This is a genomic window from Pseudomonas sp. ATCC 43928, assembly GCF_005938665.2.
GTDB lineage: Bacteria > Pseudomonadota > Gammaproteobacteria > Pseudomonadales > Pseudomonadaceae > Aquipseudomonas.
Genome location: NZ_CP041753.1, coordinates 885,818 through 903,694, shown reverse-complemented (window position 1 = coordinate 903,694; position 17,877 = coordinate 885,818). Strand labels below are relative to the sequence as shown.

Sequence of the window (17,877 nt, the reverse complement as noted above, 5' to 3'; positions counted from 1 at the left end):
GGGCGACCGGCTGTGTGGGAAAGGCGCTTCGCGGGCGAAGGCGCGGTATTATGCCTGCTTTGTCCGACGGCATGAAAAGCCTGCCCGTCGGAACACCCCGTTTGAGGCATTTTTTGAGGACTGCAGATGTCGCCCTGGCTGACAGTAGTAGGTATCGGTGAAGACGGCTTCAAGGGGCTGGGCAAGAACGCCCGTCGCGCCCTGCTGGGCGCTTCGCGGATATTCGGCGGCCAACGGCAACTGGATTTGTTGCCCGTGTGCATTCGCGGCGAGCGCCAGCTCTGGCCTAGTCCGTTCTCCCTTGAACCCCTATTGGCGCTGCGGGGCGAGCCGGTTTGCGTGCTGGCCAGCGGCGACCCGATGTTCTTTGGCGTCGGTGCCAGCCTGGCGCGGCAACTACCCGGCGCAGAAATGCTGATCCTGCCCGCCCCATCCTCCGTGTCACTGGCGGCCGCTCGCCTGGGCTGGCCGTTGCAGGATGTGGTGACGCTGTCGGTGGTCGCCCGTCCCGTCGCCGCGCTCAACGCTCATTTGTTCAGTGGTGTGCGTTTGCTGGTGCTGAGCAACGACGGCCAGAGTCCAGCGGCTATTGCGGCGCTGCTGCGTGAGCGCGGTTTCGGGCCGAGTCGCCTGACCGTGCTGGAACATCTGGGCGGCGAAGCCGAACGGCGCATCGAGGGCGCTGCCAACGACTGGAGCGACCCGGCGATCGCCGATCTGAACCTGATCGCCATCGAATGCATCGCTGAACCCAACACACCGCGCCTGTCGCGCCTGGCCGGCCTGCCGGATTCGGCCTTCCAGCACGACGGCCAACTGACTAAACGCGACGTGCGCGCCATCACCCTTGCGCGCCTAGCCCCGATCCCCGGCGAACTGCTGTGGGACGTCGGCGCCGGCAGCGGCTCGATCGGCATCGAATGGATGCGCGCTCACCCGAGTTGCCGGGCGCTGGCCATCGAAGCGGATGAGGGACGGCAAGCGTTGATTGAACACAACCGCGATGCCCTGGGCGTTCCCGGCCTGCAATTGATTCGCGGCAGTGCGCCGCAAGCCCTGAGCGGACTCGAACGCCCGGACGCGATTTTCATCGGCGGTGGCGTCACTCGTGAGGGCGTGCTCGATACTTGCTGGGCGCAACTCAAACCCGGCGGCCGGTTGATCGCCAACGCTGTGACACTGCAAAGCGAAGTGACCTTGATGGCCTGGCGTGAACGGCATGGCGGTGAGCTGACCCGCATTCACGTCGCCCAGGCGCAACCGTTGGGCGAGTTCGATACCTGGCGTCAGGCGCTGCCGATTACCTTGCTGGACGTGACGAAACCCCTCGATGCGTGACGAAACCGCCGAACAACCCGCCCCGCTGCGCAGCGGCCTGACCACCGGCAGCTGCGCCACCGCCACCAGCCTCGCGGCCGCCCGCCTGCTGCTCGGCGGCGTGGAAGCGGACGCCGTCGAGATCATTCTGCCCAAAGGCAAACGGGTGCAAATGCGCCTGGAGTTCTGTCGGCTAACGGACGACGGCGCCGAAGCCGGAACGATCAAGGACGCCGGCGACGACCCCGACGTGACCCATGGCGCCCTGCTGTTTTCCCAGGTGCGCCTGCACAGCGAACCGGGTATCCGCTTCAGCGCCGGCCGTGGCGTCGGCACCGTCACCCGGCCCGGGCTGGTGCTGAACGTCGGCGAACCGGCGATCAACCCGGTGCCGCGCAAGATGATCACTGATCACCTGACGTTGCTGGCCGAGGAACTGAATTACCAGGGCGGCTTCGAGGTTACGGTAAACGTCGAGGACGGCGAAGCCCTGGCGCTGAAGACCATGAACCCGCGGCTGGGCATTCTCGGCGGCTTGTCGATCCTCGGCACCAGCGGCATCGTCCGGCCATTCTCCTGCGCCGCCTACATTGCCTCGATCCACCAGGGCATCGACGTCGCCAAAACCAACGGTTACCTGCACATCGCCGCGTGCACTGGCAACGCCAGCGAAGACACCATGCGCCGGGTCTACGACTTGCCGGAAATCGCCCTGATCGAAATGGGCGACTTCGTCGGCGCGGTGCTCAAGCACTTGCGTAAAGTACCTGTGGAAAAACTCAGCCTGTGCGGCGGCTTCGGCAAGATCAGTAAACTGGCGGCCGGGCACATGGATTTGCACAGTCGGCATTCAAGTATCGACCTGCCGCAACTGGCCGAATGGGCCGCGGCGGTCGGTGCCGATGCGGCGTTGCAACAGGCGATCCGCGATGCCAATACCAGTCAACAAGCCTTGGCCATGGCCAGCGCCGCCGGAATCGCCCTCGGCGACGCGGTGTGCCAGCACGCCCTCGACTTTGCCCGCAGCGTGGTGCCGGCACAGGTTCAGGTCGAAGTGTTCGCCATCGATCGCCAGGGCGGGATTGTCGGCCATGCGGGAGTTTTTCAATGAAACGTGTGTTGTTGCTCGGCGGCGTCACTGAGGCCCTGGCCATCGCCCGAACCCTGGGGCCGGAGCACATCTACAGCCTGGCCGGTGTCGGTCGGGTGCCGACCGATCTGAACTGCCAGGTCCGCGTTGGCGGCTATGGTGGCGCTGAAGGTCTGGCGCAGTTCATTCGTGACGAAGGCATTGACCTGCTGCTGGATGCGACCCACCCCTACGCGGCCCGCATCAGCCACAACGCCGCCACCGCCGCGAAGTTGAGCGGCATTGCCTGCTGGGCCTTGCGCCGTCCGGCCTGGCAGCCACAAGCCGCAGATGACTGGCGCGAAGTCAGCGACTGGGGCGAGCTGATCGAAGCGCTGAAACCCTTTCGCCGACCGCTGTTCACCCTCGGTCGCGAGCCATTGCAGCACCTGCACGAAATCCCGCCGGAGCAATTCTGGACGTTGCGTGCACTGGACGTTTATCCGGGCAACGCGCGCTGCGAAGTGATCGGCGCCCGTGGGCCGTTTCTGATCGAGGATGAACGCGCGCTGTTCGAGCGGCGGCAGATCGATGTGCTGATCAGCAAGAACAGTGGCAGCACCGCCACCGAGCCGAAGCTGGAAGTGGCGCGGGAACGTGGAGTGCCGGTGCTGGTGTTGAAGCGGCCGGTGTTGCCGGGGGTTGAGCGGGAGTTTGGGGCGGTGACTGAGGTTTTAACGGCCCTCACACAAAACTGGTAGCAGCTGGCGAAGCCTGCGTTCGGCTGCGCAGCAGTCGTAAAATCAAACACCACGGTCTGCCAGGTTGACTGCGGCGCATGGATCACGACCGCTACGCAGCCGAACGCAGCCTTCGGCAGCTGCTACAGAAAATGCGCAATCCCCTACATATCCATCGGACCTAACGCACAACATCATCCAAATCGACTGACTTGTGGGCTCACAACCCAACCCCCATATTTCAAGCCCCACCCATGTAACGGGAGATGGCGGATGACTGAAAAATTCACTCGCTTCGATATCGCTGAGTTTCTCCTGACGTCTGCCGATATGTGGCACTACATCAAGGCCTGCGAAGAGGAAGACCCGGGCGATGGAAGCTTCAATCGTGTAGCGCTCAGAGATGTCAAACACACAATCCGGGCAAGAATCCAAAGTGACCCTCAATTCGCTCAGGCATTAAGAGTCGAAGTCGCTACACTCTTTCAAAACGGCGAGGCTGAGCTTGCACGCCGGCTGCTCGATATGCTGACTGACTCGCTGCGACACCACACCGCACGCGGTCTTTTTACTTATCGCCCCTGATCAGGCTAAATAGCCGCGCCTGATCGCCCACTCAAACGGATCTGCCCCATGTCCCGACAACGGCTCGCATTTGCCTGGATCGCCTGCTTTGCAGTGCTGTTCAACATGCTCGCCATGCCGATGTCCGGAGCGATGGCGCAAACGGCGAAATCTCCTGCCGAGCAGTTGTTGTGGGGCAGTTTCTGCTCTTCCAGCGGCACGAAGCTGGTGGCGATTTCCCTGGGTGACATCGAGCAGAAAGCCCCGCAGAACGACGATCATTCCAACATGCAGCATTGCTGGTGTTGCTCGGGCTCCGCGCCGTTGGTGGCGTTGCCGGGGCATGCGCCGCAGTTGTATTACGCGCGATTCGAGGCCAATCGAAGCGTGCCGCCGGCCACGCTCGACACACCGACACCGCGCCAGCAATGGCCGAGTCTTAACCCCCGCGCGTCCCCTCTGGTGTGATTCCTTCTCGCAATTGACCTGCGTTTTGAATCGTTCTGGAGAACTGCCATGTTGAACAAACTCATCGTCCTGGCTGCGTTGCTGCTGCCTGCCTGTTTTGCCAATGCCCACGAATACAAGGTTGGCGAACTTGAGATCGCCCATCCGTGGTCGCAGGAGTTGCCGCCCAACGCGCCCACCGTCGCGGCGTATTTCGTGATTCACAACAGCGGCAAAACCGCTGATCGGCTGCTCAGCGTCGGCTCGCCGATATCCGGCAAGGCCGAATTGCACGAACATGTGATGCAAAACGATCTGATGAAAATGCAGCAAGTGCCCGACGTCGAAATCCCGGCTGGCGGCGAAATCACCTTCGCCCCGATGGCGTACCACGTGATGCTGCTGGAGCTCAGAGACCGCAGCCTGTTGAGCGACGGCAAGCACTTTCCGCTGACCCTGCACTTTGAGAAGTCCGGTGATGTAACGGTCGAGGTCTCGGTGCAGAAAAAGGCACCGGACAGCATGCAAGCGCACATGCACGCCCAGTAATCGCCCCCGTTGAAAACGTCTATGCGCCCGCATAGCGCCAGGCCATCCGTGCGCCGCCGTCAGCCAATGAGCCTGACCCGCGGCAGCTGGATCAGCCTGTTCGCCATGCTGATGATCTTTATCGGCCCGCTGATTTCTCAGTCGATGCCGATGGATTCGCGCGCGGCTGCTTCGAGCATGGCGATAGGCATGTCCATGAACATGTCGATGGACATGGGCTCGGACATGTCGGCGATGGAGCACGCCGACCACGACGCACAACCGGTTGCCGAACACTGCCGGCCGACAGCCGAGCATCACGCGCTGTGGGAAAAATGCGGCTATTGCAGCCTGCTGTTCAATTGCCCGGCACTCACCGGTGGCACTTCATTCACCGCGTTCGACACCCCGTCCGCCACCACCTTCACCACACCCGCCACCCGCCTGGGCCACGCCCGGCAAACCTTCTTCCCTGGCGCCCGCACCCGCGCCCCGCCCATCGTCGCGTAAACACCCCCACCTCTGATCTCACACGGTTTAGAAGACAGCCGCAGGCTGCCGGCCGTGTCGTTTACGACTGTTCGATGGAAATTTTCATGTCCAGGTTTTCTGCTGACACACGTTTGGGCGCTGCCCAGGCTTTTTTTGCCCTGAATCCATCCCGCGTTCGCTTCAGGCACGCCACCGCCGTCCTTTGCGGCTTGTTGCTGACACCGCTGGTGCTGGCCGATGAACACGCCGGCCACACCGAAGAACTGAGCCCGACGGTGATCACCGCCATCGCGCCGAGCTCGCCGCTGACCGTCGTCACCAACCCCAAGGACCCGCGCCAACCGGTGCCGGCCAGCGACGGTGGTGATTATCTGAAGACCATCCCCGGCTTCGCCCTGGTGCGCAACGGCGGCACCAACGGCGACCCGGTGCTGCGCGGCATGTTCGGTTCGCGCCTGAATATCCTCACCAACGGCAGCATGATGCTCGGCGCCTGCCCCGGCCGGATGGACGCGCCGACCTCGTACATCTCACCGGAAACCTACGACAAACTCACCGTGATCAAAGGCCCGCAAACCGTGCTCTGGGGCCCCGGCGCATCGGCCGGCACCATCCTGTTCGACCGGGAGCCGGAAAGCTTCGGCGAACTCGGCACCCGGGTGAATGCCAGCGTATTGGCCGGCTCCAACGGCCGCTTCGACAAAGTGGTGGACGCCGCCGCTGGCGGGCCGCTGGGTTACGTGCGCGTGATCGGCAACACCGCGCACTCCGATGACTACAAGGACGGCAACAACGACACCGTGCCCTCGCGCTACGACAAGTGGAACGGCGATGTTGCTGTCGGCTGGACGCCGAACGCCGACACCCTGCTGGAATTGACTGCCGGCAAGGGCGACGGCGAAGCCCGTTACGCCGGGCGCGGCATGGACGGTTCGCAGTTCTTGCGCGAAAGCCTGGGCCTGCGCTTCGAGCAGTCGAACATCGGTGAGGTGCTGGATAAGGTCGAGGCGCAGGTCTACTACAACTACGCCGACCACGTGATGGACAACTACACCCTGCGCACGCCGTCCGGCACCGGGATGATGGCCGGCCCGATGGCTTCCAACGTCGACCGCCGGACTCTCGGCGCGCGGATCAAAGCCACCTGGCGCTGGGCCGATGTGCAATTGATCAGTGGCCTGGATGCGCAGACCAACGAGCACCGCCAACGCAGCGCCATGGGCGTCGACGCCTACAAGGATGTGCCCCGCAACAAGGACGCCGACTTCCACAACTACGGCGTGTTCAGCGAACTGACCTGGTACGCCGCCGACCGTGATCGGCTGATCACTGGCGCACGACTGGACCGTGCTTCGGCCAAGGATTATCGGCAGACCATCGGCTCCGGGATGATGGCCCGCCCCAACCCGACCGCCGACGACACCCGCGCCGACACCCTGCCCAGCGGTTTCGTGCGTTACGAGCATGATCTGGCCGACAGCCCGACCACGCTGTATGCGGGACTCGGCCATGCCCAGCGTTTCCCGGATTACTGGGAGCTGTTTTCACCCAAGTCCGGCCCTGCCGGTTCGGTGAATGCGTTCGACGCGATCAAGCCGGAGAAAACCACCCAGCTCGACTTCGGCCTGCAATACAAGACCGCCGACCTCGAAGCCTGGGCCTCGGGATATGTCGGGCAGGTGCGTGACTACATCCTGTTCAACTACACACCGGGGATGATGGGCATGACCTCGCAAGCCGAGAACATCGACGCGCGAATCATGGGCGGCGAACTCGGTGCGGCCTACAAACTGACGACCAACTGGAAAGCCGATGCGACCCTGGCCTACGCCTGGGGCAAGAACAGCAGGGACGGCAGCGCCCTGCCGCAGATGCCACCGCTGGATGCGCGCTTCGGCCTGACCTACAGCGAAGATAACTGGAGCGCCGGCGCCTTGTGGCGGGTGGTCGCGGCGCAAAACCGCATCGACCGGAACAAGGGCAACGTGGTCGGCAAAGACTTCGACAAAAGCTCGGGGTTCGGCGTGTTCTCGCTCAACGGCGCGTACCGGATCAACAAGAACTGGAAGGTCAGCAGCGGCGTCGACAACTTGTTCGGCAAGGCCTACGCCGAACACCTGAACCTGGCCGGTAACGCCGGTTTCGGCTTCCCGGCCAATGATCCGCAAGCCATCAACGAACCGGGGCGCACGCTCTGGACCAAGGTCGACATGAGCTTCTAAGAGCATCGCGGGCAAGCCCGCCCCCACAGCTTCAACACCGCCGTGGGAGCGGGTTTGCCCGCGAATGACTGCGCAGCAGTCACCAGACAATGACAAAAGATCCAAGCCTAGCGGAGCACTCGAAGTGAAACAGCCCAAACCGAATTTCTACAACCTGGCCTGGCGTTGGCATTTCTACGCCGGCCTGTTCGTCGCGCCGTTCATGGTGATGCTGGCCCTGACCGGCATCGTCTACCTGTTCAAACCGCAACTCGATCCATTGATGTACGGCAGCCTGATGAACATCCCGGCCGGTCATCACACCGTGGCCGCCGACGACCTGCTCAAACGGGTGAAAGAGGCGTATCCACAGGCCCGGATCAAACAATACCTGCCGCCGGTCAACGCTGAACGCAGCGCGCAATTCGTGGTGATCAATGAAGGTCATGAACTGAACGTGTTCATCGATCCGTACCACGGCGACATCCTCGGCGAGCAAGACGCGAAGAACAATCTGCAGGCGCTCGCACGCTCGATTCACGGCGAGTTGATGATCGGCACCGTTGGTGATCGGCTGGTGGAACTGGCCGCCGGATGGGGTGTGGTGTTGGTGGTCTCCGGGGTGTTTTTGTGGTGGCCACGCGGTCAGTACGCCGGCGTGCTGTGGCCGCGCCTCAGCCGTCGCGGACGTGTGCTGTGGCGTGACTTGCACGCAGTGACTGGCTTCTGGGGGGCGGCGTTTTTGCTGGTGATGCTGCTCAGCGGCATGACCTGGACCGGCTTCTGGGGTAAGCAATACGCCGACCTCTGGAACCGCTTTCCGGTCGCCATGTGGAATGACGTGCCCAAGTCCGACGTCGAGGCCCGCAGCCTCAACAGCGCCACACGCCAGACCGTGCCGTGGGCCATGGAGAACACGCCGATGCCAATGTCCGGCGACCACGCCGAACACATGGCTCACGCCAGCACGCAAGCCGGCCCGGCGGCGCCGACCATCAGCCTGCAAGACGTGCAAAACATTGCCGTGCAGCGCAAGGTCGAGCCCGGCTACAGCATCACCTTCCCGACCACCGCCACCGGTGTGTTCACCATCGCGGTGTTCGCCGATGACCCGCGCAACGATGCCACCCTGCACGTCGACCAGTACACCGGCGACGTCCTCGCCGACGTGCGCTGGCAGCATTACAGCAACGTCGCCCGCGCCACGGAAGTCGGCGTGATGCTGCACGAAGGCAAGATGTTCGGCCCGTTCAATCAGATCATCGTGCTGCTGATCTGCCTGATGATTTTGCTCAGCGCCGTCAGCGGCGTGGTGATCTGGTGGAAGCGTCGGCCACAGGGCAAGTTCGGTGTGCCACCGTTGCGTCACGACCTGCCGAAATGGAAAACCGCAATGGTCATCATGCTCGCCCTGGCGGTGATGTTTCCGTTGGTGGGGGCTTCGCTGGTTGTCGTGTGTCTATTGGATTGGGGGCTGCTGTCACGCCTGGGCCGGCAAATTGAATCCACCTCACCTTCATCATGAAACAGGCGAGATACGCGTACGCGTAAAGCCAATACAATGCGGGCCAGCATTGAATCCTTGGCAAACTGCCAAGTTTTTGTGGCGAGGGAGCTTGCTCCCTCGCCACAGGTTGTGTGCTGGCTTGAACGATCATCAGGAATGAAATGACTTCGCTGAACCTCACCAACCTCGCCTGGGCACCCCTGGGCCACGGCCACTGCCATCACCAGTTCCAGCTGCGTGACGCCTCCTTGCACGTGGCTGCCGGTGAGTTCGTCGGGTTGATCGGCCCCAACGGCAGCGGTAAAACCAGCCTGCTGCGGTGCGCTTATCGCTTCAGCAAACCGGAACATGGCGAGATAAAACTCGACCATCACAACGTCTGGAAGCAGTCCTCACGCTGGTGTGCGCAACGCATCGCCGTGGTGTTGCAGGAATTTCCCGACGCCTTCGGCCTGACCGTCGATGAAGTGGTCGCCATGGGCCGCACGCCGCACAAAGGACTGTTCGACGGCGACACCGTGCACGACCGCAACCTCGCGGCCCACGCCCTGGAATCAGTCGGCCTCAAGGGCTTCGAAGACCACGCCTTCGCCACCCTGTCCGGCGGCGAAAAGCAGCGCGTGATCCTCGCCCGCGCCCTGGCCCAGCAACCGCAATTGCTGATCCTCGATGAGCCGACCAACCACCTCGACCCGCGCTATCAACTGGAACTGCTGCAACTGGTCAAACGCCTGCAGATCGGCACATTGGCGAGCATCCACGACCTCAATCTGGCGGCAGCCTTCTGCGATCGGCTGTACGTGATCCATCACGGTCGCATCGTGGCCAGTGGCACCCCCAAAGAAGTCCTGACCACACACCTTTTGCACAACGTGTTCGGCGTCGACGCCCTGATCGATGACCATCCCTTGCACGGCTACCCACGAATCACCTGGATAACCCAACCATGACTTTGCGTTCCCTGCTTTGCGTCGCGTTGTTGCTGGGCAGTGCCCATGCCTTCGCCGAGGCCACGAAATACCCGCTGACTGTCCAGAGTTGCAACCGCGCAGTGACCTTCAAGCAAGCGCCGAAACACGCGGTCAGCCATGACATCAACATGACTCAGATGATGCTCGCCCTCGGTCTCAAACCCAGGATGGCCGGCTACAGCGGCGTGACCGGATGGAAATCGGTGACGCCCCAGATGCAGACCATCCTCGATGGCTTGCCGGAGCTGGCAGCCAAGTATCCGTCGGTGGAAACCCTGCTCAACGCCAACGTCGATTTCTTCTTCGCCGGTTGGGACTACGGCATGCGCGTCGGTGGTGACCTCACGCCGCAAACCCTGCAACCGCTGGGGATCAACGTCTACGAACTCACCGAGTCCTGCGCGTTCGTGATGAAGCGCCCACCCGCGAGCCTGGAAGACACCTACAACGACCTGCGCAACCTCGGCAAAATCTTCGACGTGCAGGATCGCGCCAATGCCGTGATCGCCCGGATGCAGGCGCAAGTCGCCGAGGTGCGCCAGGATCTGCCAACGGACAAGCCTCGGGTATTTCTCTACGACAGCGGTGAAGACCGGGCCATGACCTCCGGGCGCCTGGGCATGCCGCAGGCGCTGATCGACGCGGCCGGCGGGCGCAACATTCTCGATGACGTCGAGGCGAGCTGGACCCGGGTCAACTGGGAGAACGTGGTCGAGCGTAATCCGCAGGTGATCGTGATCGTCGATTACGGCGAAGTCACCGCTGAACAGAAGGAGCAGTTTTTGCTGAACAACCAGGCCCTGCAATCGGTGGACGCGATCAAGAACCAGCGCTTCATCGTCATTCCGTACGTGCAAGCCACGCCGGGGATCGACAACGTGCTGGCGGTCGAAACCCTGGCCAAGGGTTTCCACGGCGAATGATCGACCGTCGCTATGCCTTGTTGCTGATCGGCCTCGGCGTGCTGTTGCTGATGTCGTGTGTGGTGTCGCTGGGTTTTGGCCCGGCGCGGGTGCCGGTGGACGTGGTGTGGCGGATTCTGCTGCACAAGGCGTTCGGTGTTGGCGAGCAGAACTGGACGGCCGGCCAGGAACACATCGTCTGGCTGATCCGCGTGCCGCGCATGTTGCTCGGCGCGCTGGTGGGCGCCGGCCTGGCGCTGATCGGTGCGGTGCTGCAAGCGGTGACGCGCAATCCATTGGCCGATCCGCACTTGTTGGGCGTGACCTCCGGCGCGACCCTCGGCGCGGTGATCGTGGTGTTGCATGTCGGTGAAATCGTCGGCCTGCTGACCTTGCCCATCGCGGCGTTTATCGGCGCGCTGTTGAGCATGCTGGTCGTGCTGATGATCGCCAACCGTCATGGGCGGCTGGACAGTGATCGGTTGCTGCTGTGCGGTGTCGCGGTGTCATTCGTAATGATGGCGATTGCCAACCTGCTGCTGTTTCTGGGCGACCATCGCGCCAGTTCGGCGGTGATGTTCTGGATGCTCGGCGGCCTCGGGCTGGCGCGTTGGGAATTGCTTGCCGTGCCCGCCGCGAGTGTGTTGCTCGGGTTGGTGTTGTTGCTGGGCATGGCCCGGCCGTTGAATGCGTTGATGGCCGGTGAACAGACCGCCGTGACCCTGGGCCTCAATGCCCGCACTGTGCGGCTGCGGGTGTTTTTGATTGCCTCGCTGATGACGGGAGTGCTGGTGTCGATCAGCGGCTCGATTGGTTTTGTCGGGCTGATGGTGCCGCACATTGCACGACGGTTGGTGGGGGCCGAGCATCGTCGGTTGTTGCCGGTGTGCGTGTTGTTGGGCAGCCTGTTCCTGGTCTGGGTCGACGTGGCCGCACGAACCTTGATCGCCCCGGAAGACTTGCCCATCGGCGTCGCCACCGCCGCGATTGGCGGGCTGTTCTTCATCGGCCTGATGCGCCGGCGCTGACTCACCGCTCCCACAGGGTGATCATTCCCACGCTCCGCGTGGGAATGCCGCCAGGGACGCTCCGCGTTCCGCTTTTGAATGTTTAACGGATGTATCAGAACGCAGACCTTTCCCACGCATCTTTCAGGTTGTCCGTCGGAAGCGGGCTCTCTAGTCTTTGGCTGTCGCTGACAACTCAGCGATCGGGTGTGAGAAGCCCGGCAACTTATGGTCATCCAGTGTCTGTACACGCATAATCGCCGCCAGCTTATTAGCTGCCTGCAAATGCGTTATGGCGGCTGTGTGCGGGCGGACTTCGGTCCGGCCGGGTGTCCATAACCGGTCTTCTCACCTCGCACATAGCTGCCACCTCTTCCCGTGTGAGAAGCGGCAAGTGGAGGCTCCAACGCTGGAGAAATTTTTCAATGGACAAATTAATTCCTGACCCACCCTTCAATACCACCAACGCCGAAGCCTCGCGCAACGAAGAATTACTCAAGGATCGCGAAGCCATCAAACGCGCCCTCGACTACTACCTCGATCCCCCGGCCCCCTACACCGAAAAACCCCGCCGTCCCAGCACCATGTTCTTGGTCGCCCCGAATATGGACACCGAAAGCCTCCTGGCCCACGCCTACGAATCGTTAGCCACGGCGAGTGTCCTGGCCAGCGATTTCGCTAACTCCCTGACCGGCCCACAGCGCTACACGGTGCTGGCGATTCAACAGAGCATCATGCTGGCGGAGCTGGCGGTTAACCGGGCGCTGGATAACGTCGACCCGGCATAGCCCCCCCACTCTTTGGGAACGAGCCTTTGTGGCGAGGGGGCTTGCCCCCGTTCGGCTGCGAAGCAGTCGTAAAACCATTGCACGCGGTGCACCCGATACACCGCAGTTGCAGGTTTTGGGGCCGCTTCGCGACCCAACGGGGGCAAGCCCCCTCGCCACAGGTTTTGTATTCACAGCGCCTTTACCTTAACTGACCGGCATTGGGGCAATTCTTCGCCCCAATGTGGCGCATCTTCTCGCACCAACGCGCCAGCCCCGTCCCTTCATGGTGCGTCACGCAAACCCCGCAACCACTCTAATACGACATTTCCTTGCCCGTCCCCGACCGGGCACAGCCCTTGCAAAACAGCCTTCAGTCGTCCGCATCTGCCAACCATAAAAAACTTTAACGTTCATGGAGATCGCACAATGAAGCGTCGCAGTTTGATCAAGGCTTTCACACTCACGGCAAGCATTGCCGCGATGGGCATGACCTGGACTGTCCAGGCCGCCGAGACCATCAAGGTCGGTATTCTGCATTCGTTGTCCGGGACCATGGCGATCTCCGAAACCTCGCTCAAAGACATGGCGTTGATGACCATCGACGAAATCAACGCCAAGGGCGGCGTGAACGGCAAGATGCTGGAGCCTGTGGTCGTGGACCCGGCATCGAACTGGCCGCTGTTCGCCGAAAAGGGCCGGCAGTTGCTGACCCAGGACAAGGTGGCGGTGGTGTTCGGTTGCTGGACCTCGGTGTCGCGTAAATCGGTGCTGCCGGTGTTCGAAGAGCTCAACGGCCTGCTGTTCTACCCGGTGCAATACGAAGGCGAAGAGATGTCGCCGAACGTGTTCTACACCGGCGCGGCGCCCAACCAACAGGCGATCCCGGCAGTGGAATACCTGATGAGCGAAGAAGGCGGCAGCGCCAAGCGCTACTTCCTGCTCGGCACCGACTACGTCTACCCGCGCACCACCAACAAGATCCTGCGCTCGTTCCTGCACTCCAAAGGTGTGGCCGACAAGGACATCGAAGAGGTCTACACCCCGTTCGGCCACAGCGATTACCAGACCATCGTGGCCAGCATCAAAAAATTCTCTGCCGGTGGCAAGACGGCGGTCATCTCCACCGTCAACGGCGACTCCAACGTGCCGTTCTATAAAGAGCTGGCCAACCAGGGCCTGAAAGCCACCGACGTACCGGTCGTGGCGTTCTCCGTGGGTGAAGAGGAATTGCGCGGCATCGACACCAAACCGCTGGTGGGCAACCTCGCGGCGTGGAACTACTTTGAGTCGGTGGAAAACCCGGTGAACAAGAAGTTCGTCGATGACTGGAAAGCCTACGCCAAGAAACACAACCTGCCGGGCGCCGACAAAGCGGTGACCAACGACCCGATGGAAGCCACTTACGTCGGCATCCACATGTGGGCGCAAGCCGCCGAGAAGGCCAAATCCACCGACGTCGACAAAGTCCGCGAAGCCCTGGCCGGCCAGACCTTTGCCGCACCGTCCGGCTACACCCTGACCATGGACAAGACCAACCACCACCTGCACAAGCCAGTGATGATCGGCGAGATTCAGGCCGACGGTCAGTTCAACGTGGTGTGGCAGACCGAAGGGCCGATCCGCGCCCAACCGTGGAGCCCGTTCATTCCGGGCAACGACAAGAAGCCGGAGTATGCGGTGAAGAGCAACTGAGCCACTGGGGCCTGAGCATGGAGCTCGGGCCCGACACAACTCCTGTGTGAGCGGGCTTTGTGGTGAGGGGGCTTGCCCCCGTTGGGCTGCGAAGCGGCCCCAAAAAACGGGACTACTGCGTAGTCCAGCGGGAGCAAGCTCCCTCGCCACAAAGTTTGCTCCCACACTTAGTCCGCGCAAGGACACTGACATGCCCACTGCCTTTTACCGCTTGATCCTCGCCATCGCGCTGTTACTGCCGATGGCCGTCCACGCCGGCGACGCCGAAGACTTCGTCGCGGCCAATCCCGTGCAGCAAGCCAAGCTTCTGGAAACCTGGGCCGCGCAGCCCGATCCGGCCCGTATCGAACTGATCAACGCCCTGCAACAAGGCGAGCTGACCATCGATGGCCAACCGAAAACCCTGCGCCTGAACAATCGCCTGCGGGGTCTGATCGACACCGCTTTGGCCAGCCACCAATTGCTCGCCGCCGACGCCAAAATCCGTCTGGCCGCCGCGCAGCAATTGCAGAAAAGCGCCAAACCGGCGCAGCTGAAATTCCTCGACCAACAGTTGACCCGCGAACAAGACGAAACCGTTCACGCCGCCCTGAGCCTGGCCTTGGCCAATCTGCAACTGGTCGACAGTGACCCTGCCGTGCGCCTCGCCGCCGTGCGTTTGCTCGGCGAAACCGGCGACCCGCTGGCCCGCACCCGCCTCGAAGGCTTGCTCGAACCCGGCGTCGAAGCCGACGCCAGTGTGCACACCGCCGCCGAAACCAGCCTGGCCCAGGTCAAACGCAAATTGCTGATCGGTGAGATGCTCGGCCAGGCCTTCAGTGGCATGTCCCTGGGTTCGATTCTGCTGCTCGCGGCATTGGGCTTGGCGATCACCTTCGGCCTGCTCGGGGTGATCAACATGGCCCACGGCGAGATGTTGATGCTCGGCGCGTACTCGACGTACGTGGTGCAGCTGATGTTCCAGCGCTTCGCCCCACAAGCCGTCGAGTTCTATCCGCTGATTGCGCTGCCGGTGGCGTTTTTCGTTACCGCCGCCATCGGCATGGCGCTGGAGCGCACGGTGATTCGCCACCTCTACGGTCGCCCGCTGGAAACCCTGCTCGCGACGTGGGGCATCAGCCTGATGCTGATCCAGTTGGTGCGGTTGGTGTTCGGTGCGCAGAACGTCGAAGTGGCCAACCCGGCGTGGTTGTCGGGCGGGATCCAGGTACTGCCCAACCTAGTGCTGCCATACAACCGCATCGTGATCATCGCGTTTGCCTTGTTTGTGGTGGTGCTGACCTGGCTGCTGTTGAACAAGACGCGCCTTGGCTTGAACGTGCGCGCCGTCACCCAGAACCGCAACATGGCGGCGTGCTGCGGGGTGCCGACCGGGCGCGTGGACATGCTCGCCTTCGGCTTAGGCTCGGGCATCGCCGGCCTCGGTGGCGTGGCGCTCAGCCAGATCGGCAACGTCGGCCCTGACCTCGGCCAGAGCTACATCATCGATTCGTTCCTGGTGGTGGTGCTCGGCGGTGTCGGCCAATTGGCCGGCAGCGTGCTGGCCGCGTTCGGCCTGGGCATCGCCAACAAGATTCTCGAACCGCAGATCGGTGCGGTGCTGGGCAAAATCCTGATCCTCGCGTTGATCATTCTGTTCATCCAGAAACGTCCGCAAGGCCTCTTCGCACTGAAAGGACGGGTGATCGACTGATGAACCAGCCTCTGCTCGTTACCGCGACAAAAAAAGCCGGCCCCAAAGTCACCATCACTGTTGGCGCGGTGATTCTCGTTTTGCTACTGGCGTTGCCATTGCTGTCGTTGTTATCGCCCGACAGCGCGCTGCACGTCTCGGCCTACACGCTGACACTGGTGGGCAAGATTCTTTGCTACGCCATCGTCGCCCTCGCCCTCGATCTGGTCTGGGGTTACGCCGGCCTCCTGTCCCTCGGTCACGGTCTGTTCTTCGCCCTCGGCGGTTATGCGATGGGCATGTACCTGATGCGCCAAGCCTCGGGTGACGGCTTGCCGGCGTTCATGACGTTCCTGTCCTGGACCGAATTGCCGTGGTACTGGACCGGCACCAGCAGCTTCCTCTGGGCCATGTGCCTGGTGGTATTGGCGCCGGGTTTGCTGGCATTGGTATTCGGTTTCTTCGCCTTCCGCTCGCGGATCAAGGGCGTGTATTTCTCGATCATGACCCAGGCCCTGACCTTCGCCGGGATGCTGCTGTTTTTCCGCAACGAAACCGGGTTTGGCGGCAACAACGGCTTCACCAACTTCCGCAGCATTCTCGGGTTTGGCATCACGGAACCGGGGACTCGCGCGGTGTTGTTTTTCGCCACGGTACTGTTGCTGGTGGCGAGCCTGTTCATCGGCTGGCGGCTGGCGCAAAGCAAGTTCGGCCGGGTGCTGACCGCGTTGCGCGATGCCGAGAACCGCCTGATGTTCTGCGGCTACGACCCGCGCGGCTTCAAGCTGTTTGTCTGGGTGTTGAGTGCGGTGTTGTGTGGCCTGGCGGGGGCGTTGTATGTGCCGCAAGTCGGGATCATCAACCCGAGCGAAATGTCGCCGACCAACTCGATCGAAGCGGCGGTCTGGGTTGCCTTGGGGGGGCGCGGCACGCTGATCGGCCCGCTGCTGGGTGCCGGTGTGGTCAACGGGATGAAGAGCTGGTTCACCGTGGCGTTTCCGGAATACTGGCTGTTCTTCCTCGGCGCGCTGTTCATCGTCGTGACGCTGTACCTGCCTAAGGGTGTGATCGGGCTGCTGAAGAAAAGGGGTGAACAATGAGGATCACTGCAACGGCTGAATTCATGCTCGAACCGGCCTTTTTCCCACCGCAGCCCAACAAGGATGCCGGCAGCAGCCGCGATGCCATTGGCCTCGGCCAACGCGTCGGCCCCGGCCTGAATACGCGCCACGGCACCATCCTGACCCTGGAAGACATCAGCGTCAGCTTCGATGGTTTCAAGGCGCTCAACAATCTGAACCTGTACATCGGCGTTGGCGAATTGCGCTGCATCATCGGCCCCAACGGCGCGGGCAAGACCACGCTGATGGACGTGATCACCGGCAAGACCCGCCCCAGTCACGGCAAGGCCTGGTTCGGTGAAACCCTGGACCTGACGCAGATGAGCGAAGTGCAGATCGCCCAGGCCGGTATCGGTCGCAAGTTCCAGAAGCCAACCGTGTTCGAAGCCTTGAGCGTGTTTGAAAACCTGGAGCTGGCGCAGAAAACCGACAAGTCGGTGTGGGCCAGCTTGCGGGCTCGCCTGAGCGGCGAACAAAGGGATCGCATCAGCGAAGTGCTGGAGACCATTCGCCTGACTGCCTCGGTCAATCGCCCGGCGGGTTTGTTGTCCCACGGTCAGAAGCAGTTTCTGGAAATCGGCATGCTGCTGATGCAAGACCCGCAACTGCTGCTACTCGACGAGCCGGTGGCGGGCATGACCGACGCCGAAACCGAATTCACCGCCGAACTGTTCAAGCGCCTGGCCGGCAAGCATTCGCTGATGGTGGTGGAACACGACATGGGCTTCGTCGGCTCGATCGCCGACCACGTCACCGTGTTGCACCAGGGCAGCGTGCTGGCCGAAGGGTCACTGGAGCAGGTGCAGGACAATGAGCGGGTGATCGAGGTCTACCTCGGCCGCTGATGAGCAATTGATCGATTCCGCGCTCTGCGTGG

Annotated in this window: 17 protein-coding genes; all 17 read left to right on the top strand. The window is 62.3% G+C overall.

Features of this window, described 5'->3' with window-relative positions; all coding sequences use genetic code 11:
* The first annotated feature begins 126 nt into the window (after positions 1 to 126).
* The 17 genes from FFH90_RS04080 (at position 127) to urtD (ending at position 17,845) form a co-directional block, all read left to right on the top strand.
* Entirely contained in the window at positions 127 to 1,338 is a 1,212-nt protein-coding gene (locus tag FFH90_RS04080) for a bifunctional cobalt-precorrin-7 (C(5))-methyltransferase/cobalt-precorrin-6B (C(15))-methyltransferase (RefSeq protein ID WP_028940134.1), read from the top strand.
* Positions 1,331 to 2,428 (top strand): cobalt-precorrin-5B (C(1))-methyltransferase, encoded by a 1,098-nt coding sequence (locus FFH90_RS04075; RefSeq protein WP_111455273.1) that lies wholly within the window; start codon positions 1,331 to 1,333, stop codon positions 2,426 to 2,428. The genes FFH90_RS04080 and FFH90_RS04075 overlap by 8 nt, the downstream gene beginning before the upstream one ends.
* Positions 2,425 to 3,147: a cobalt-precorrin-6A reductase gene (locus tag FFH90_RS04070; RefSeq protein WP_111455274.1), complete on the top strand. Its 723-nt coding sequence runs from the start codon at positions 2,425 to 2,427 to the stop codon at positions 3,145 to 3,147. The genes FFH90_RS04075 and FFH90_RS04070 overlap by 4 nt, the downstream gene beginning before the upstream one ends.
* A 252-nt stretch (positions 3,148 to 3,399) precedes the next feature.
* Positions 3,400 to 3,711, top strand: coding sequence for a hypothetical protein (locus FFH90_RS04065; protein ID WP_138866711.1), 312 nt, complete (start codon positions 3,400 to 3,402; stop codon positions 3,709 to 3,711).
* Between the two features lie 48 nt (positions 3,712 to 3,759).
* Complete coding sequence (locus tag FFH90_RS04060) at positions 3,760 to 4,158, top strand: DUF2946 domain-containing protein (RefSeq protein ID WP_018928437.1); 399 nt, start codon at positions 3,760 to 3,762, stop codon at positions 4,156 to 4,158.
* A gap of 48 nt (positions 4,159 to 4,206) precedes the next feature.
* Positions 4,207 to 4,686, top strand: a complete 480-nt coding sequence (locus FFH90_RS04055) for a copper chaperone PCu(A)C (protein WP_138866710.1) — start codon at positions 4,207 to 4,209, stop codon at positions 4,684 to 4,686.
* A gap of 21 nt (positions 4,687 to 4,707) precedes the next feature.
* Positions 4,708 to 5,175, top strand: coding sequence for a DUF2946 domain-containing protein (locus FFH90_RS04050; RefSeq protein ID WP_138866709.1), 468 nt, complete (start codon positions 4,708 to 4,710; stop codon positions 5,173 to 5,175).
* Positions 5,176 to 5,261: 86 nt separating this feature from the next.
* Positions 5,262 to 7,379 (top strand): TonB-dependent copper receptor, encoded by a 2,118-nt coding sequence (locus FFH90_RS04045; protein WP_138866708.1) that lies wholly within the window; start codon positions 5,262 to 5,264, stop codon positions 7,377 to 7,379.
* Between the two features lie 124 nt (positions 7,380 to 7,503).
* Positions 7,504 to 8,883: a PepSY domain-containing protein gene (locus FFH90_RS04040; protein WP_138866707.1), complete on the top strand. Its 1,380-nt coding sequence runs from the start codon at positions 7,504 to 7,506 to the stop codon at positions 8,881 to 8,883.
* Positions 8,884 to 9,026: 143 nt separating this feature from the next.
* Complete coding sequence (locus tag FFH90_RS04035) at positions 9,027 to 9,815, top strand: ABC transporter ATP-binding protein (protein ID WP_138866706.1); 789 nt, start codon at positions 9,027 to 9,029, stop codon at positions 9,813 to 9,815.
* Positions 9,812 to 10,759 carry an ABC transporter substrate-binding protein gene (locus FFH90_RS04030; protein ID WP_138866705.1) on the top strand — a complete coding sequence of 316 codons (948 nt, stop codon included), beginning with the start codon at positions 9,812 to 9,814 and terminating at the stop codon, positions 10,757 to 10,759. Before FFH90_RS04035 ends, FFH90_RS04030 begins: the two co-directional genes overlap by 4 nt.
* A complete protein-coding gene (locus FFH90_RS04025; RefSeq protein ID WP_086944057.1) occupies positions 10,756 to 11,766 on the top strand; it encodes an iron ABC transporter permease in 1,011 nt (336 codons plus the stop codon). Before FFH90_RS04030 ends, FFH90_RS04025 begins: the two co-directional genes overlap by 4 nt.
* Before the next feature lie 404 nt (positions 11,767 to 12,170).
* Positions 12,171 to 12,533: a DUF6124 family protein gene (locus tag FFH90_RS04020; protein ID WP_138866704.1), complete on the top strand. Its 363-nt coding sequence runs from the start codon at positions 12,171 to 12,173 to the stop codon at positions 12,531 to 12,533.
* Positions 12,534 to 12,941: 408 nt separating this feature from the next.
* The gene (urtA, locus tag FFH90_RS04015; protein WP_007937152.1) at positions 12,942 to 14,207 is read left to right on the top strand and encodes an urea ABC transporter substrate-binding protein; all 1,266 of its coding nucleotides are present in this window, start codon (positions 12,942 to 12,944) and stop codon (positions 14,205 to 14,207) included.
* Positions 14,208 to 14,397: 190 nt separating this feature from the next.
* The gene (urtB, locus tag FFH90_RS04010) at positions 14,398 to 15,900 is read left to right on the top strand and encodes an urea ABC transporter permease subunit UrtB (RefSeq protein WP_138866703.1); all 1,503 of its coding nucleotides are present in this window, start codon (positions 14,398 to 14,400) and stop codon (positions 15,898 to 15,900) included.
* Entirely contained in the window at positions 15,900 to 16,979 is a 1,080-nt protein-coding gene (urtC, locus tag FFH90_RS04005) for an urea ABC transporter permease subunit UrtC (protein ID WP_018928447.1), read from the top strand. The genes urtB and urtC overlap by 1 nt, the downstream gene beginning before the upstream one ends.
* Positions 16,976 to 17,845, top strand: coding sequence for an urea ABC transporter ATP-binding protein UrtD (gene urtD, locus FFH90_RS04000; RefSeq protein ID WP_019582244.1), 870 nt, complete (start codon positions 16,976 to 16,978; stop codon positions 17,843 to 17,845). Before urtC ends, urtD begins: the two co-directional genes overlap by 4 nt.
* Positions 17,846 to 17,877 lie beyond the last annotated feature (32 nt).

Excerpts from the sequence above, each read along its gene's own strand:
- FFH90_RS04025 (WP_086944057.1), top strand. The coding sequence starts at position 10,756 with ATGATCGACCGTCGCTATGCCTTGTTGCTGATCGGCCTCGGCGTGCTG.
- FFH90_RS04060 (WP_018928437.1), top strand. The coding sequence starts at position 3,760 with ATGTCCCGACAACGGCTCGCATTTGCCTGGATCGCCTGCTTTGCAGTG.
- urtA (WP_007937152.1), top strand. The coding sequence starts at position 12,942 with ATGAAGCGTCGCAGTTTGATCAAGGCTTTCACACTCACGGCAAGCATT.
- FFH90_RS04065 (WP_138866711.1), top strand. The coding sequence starts at position 3,400 with ATGACTGAAAAATTCACTCGCTTCGATATCGCTGAGTTTCTCCTGACG.
- FFH90_RS04035 (WP_138866706.1), top strand. The coding sequence starts at position 9,027 with ATGACTTCGCTGAACCTCACCAACCTCGCCTGGGCACCCCTGGGCCAC.
- FFH90_RS04020 (WP_138866704.1), top strand. The coding sequence starts at position 12,171 with ATGGACAAATTAATTCCTGACCCACCCTTCAATACCACCAACGCCGAA.
- FFH90_RS04075 (WP_111455273.1), top strand. The coding sequence starts at position 1,331 with ATGCGTGACGAAACCGCCGAACAACCCGCCCCGCTGCGCAGCGGCCTG.
- FFH90_RS04055 (WP_138866710.1), top strand. The coding sequence starts at position 4,207 with ATGTTGAACAAACTCATCGTCCTGGCTGCGTTGCTGCTGCCTGCCTGT.
- FFH90_RS04045 (WP_138866708.1), top strand. The coding sequence starts at position 5,262 with ATGTCCAGGTTTTCTGCTGACACACGTTTGGGCGCTGCCCAGGCTTTT.
- urtB (WP_138866703.1), top strand. The coding sequence starts at position 14,398 with ATGCCCACTGCCTTTTACCGCTTGATCCTCGCCATCGCGCTGTTACTG.
- FFH90_RS04080 (WP_028940134.1), top strand. The coding sequence starts at position 127 with ATGTCGCCCTGGCTGACAGTAGTAGGTATCGGTGAAGACGGCTTCAAG.
- FFH90_RS04030 (WP_138866705.1), top strand. The coding sequence starts at position 9,812 with ATGACTTTGCGTTCCCTGCTTTGCGTCGCGTTGTTGCTGGGCAGTGCC.
- urtD (WP_019582244.1), top strand. The coding sequence starts at position 16,976 with ATGAGGATCACTGCAACGGCTGAATTCATGCTCGAACCGGCCTTTTTC.
- FFH90_RS04070 (WP_111455274.1), top strand. The coding sequence starts at position 2,425 with ATGAAACGTGTGTTGTTGCTCGGCGGCGTCACTGAGGCCCTGGCCATC.
- FFH90_RS04050 (WP_138866709.1), top strand. The coding sequence starts at position 4,708 with ATGCGCCCGCATAGCGCCAGGCCATCCGTGCGCCGCCGTCAGCCAATG.
- urtC (WP_018928447.1), top strand. The coding sequence starts at position 15,900 with ATGAACCAGCCTCTGCTCGTTACCGCGACAAAAAAAGCCGGCCCCAAA.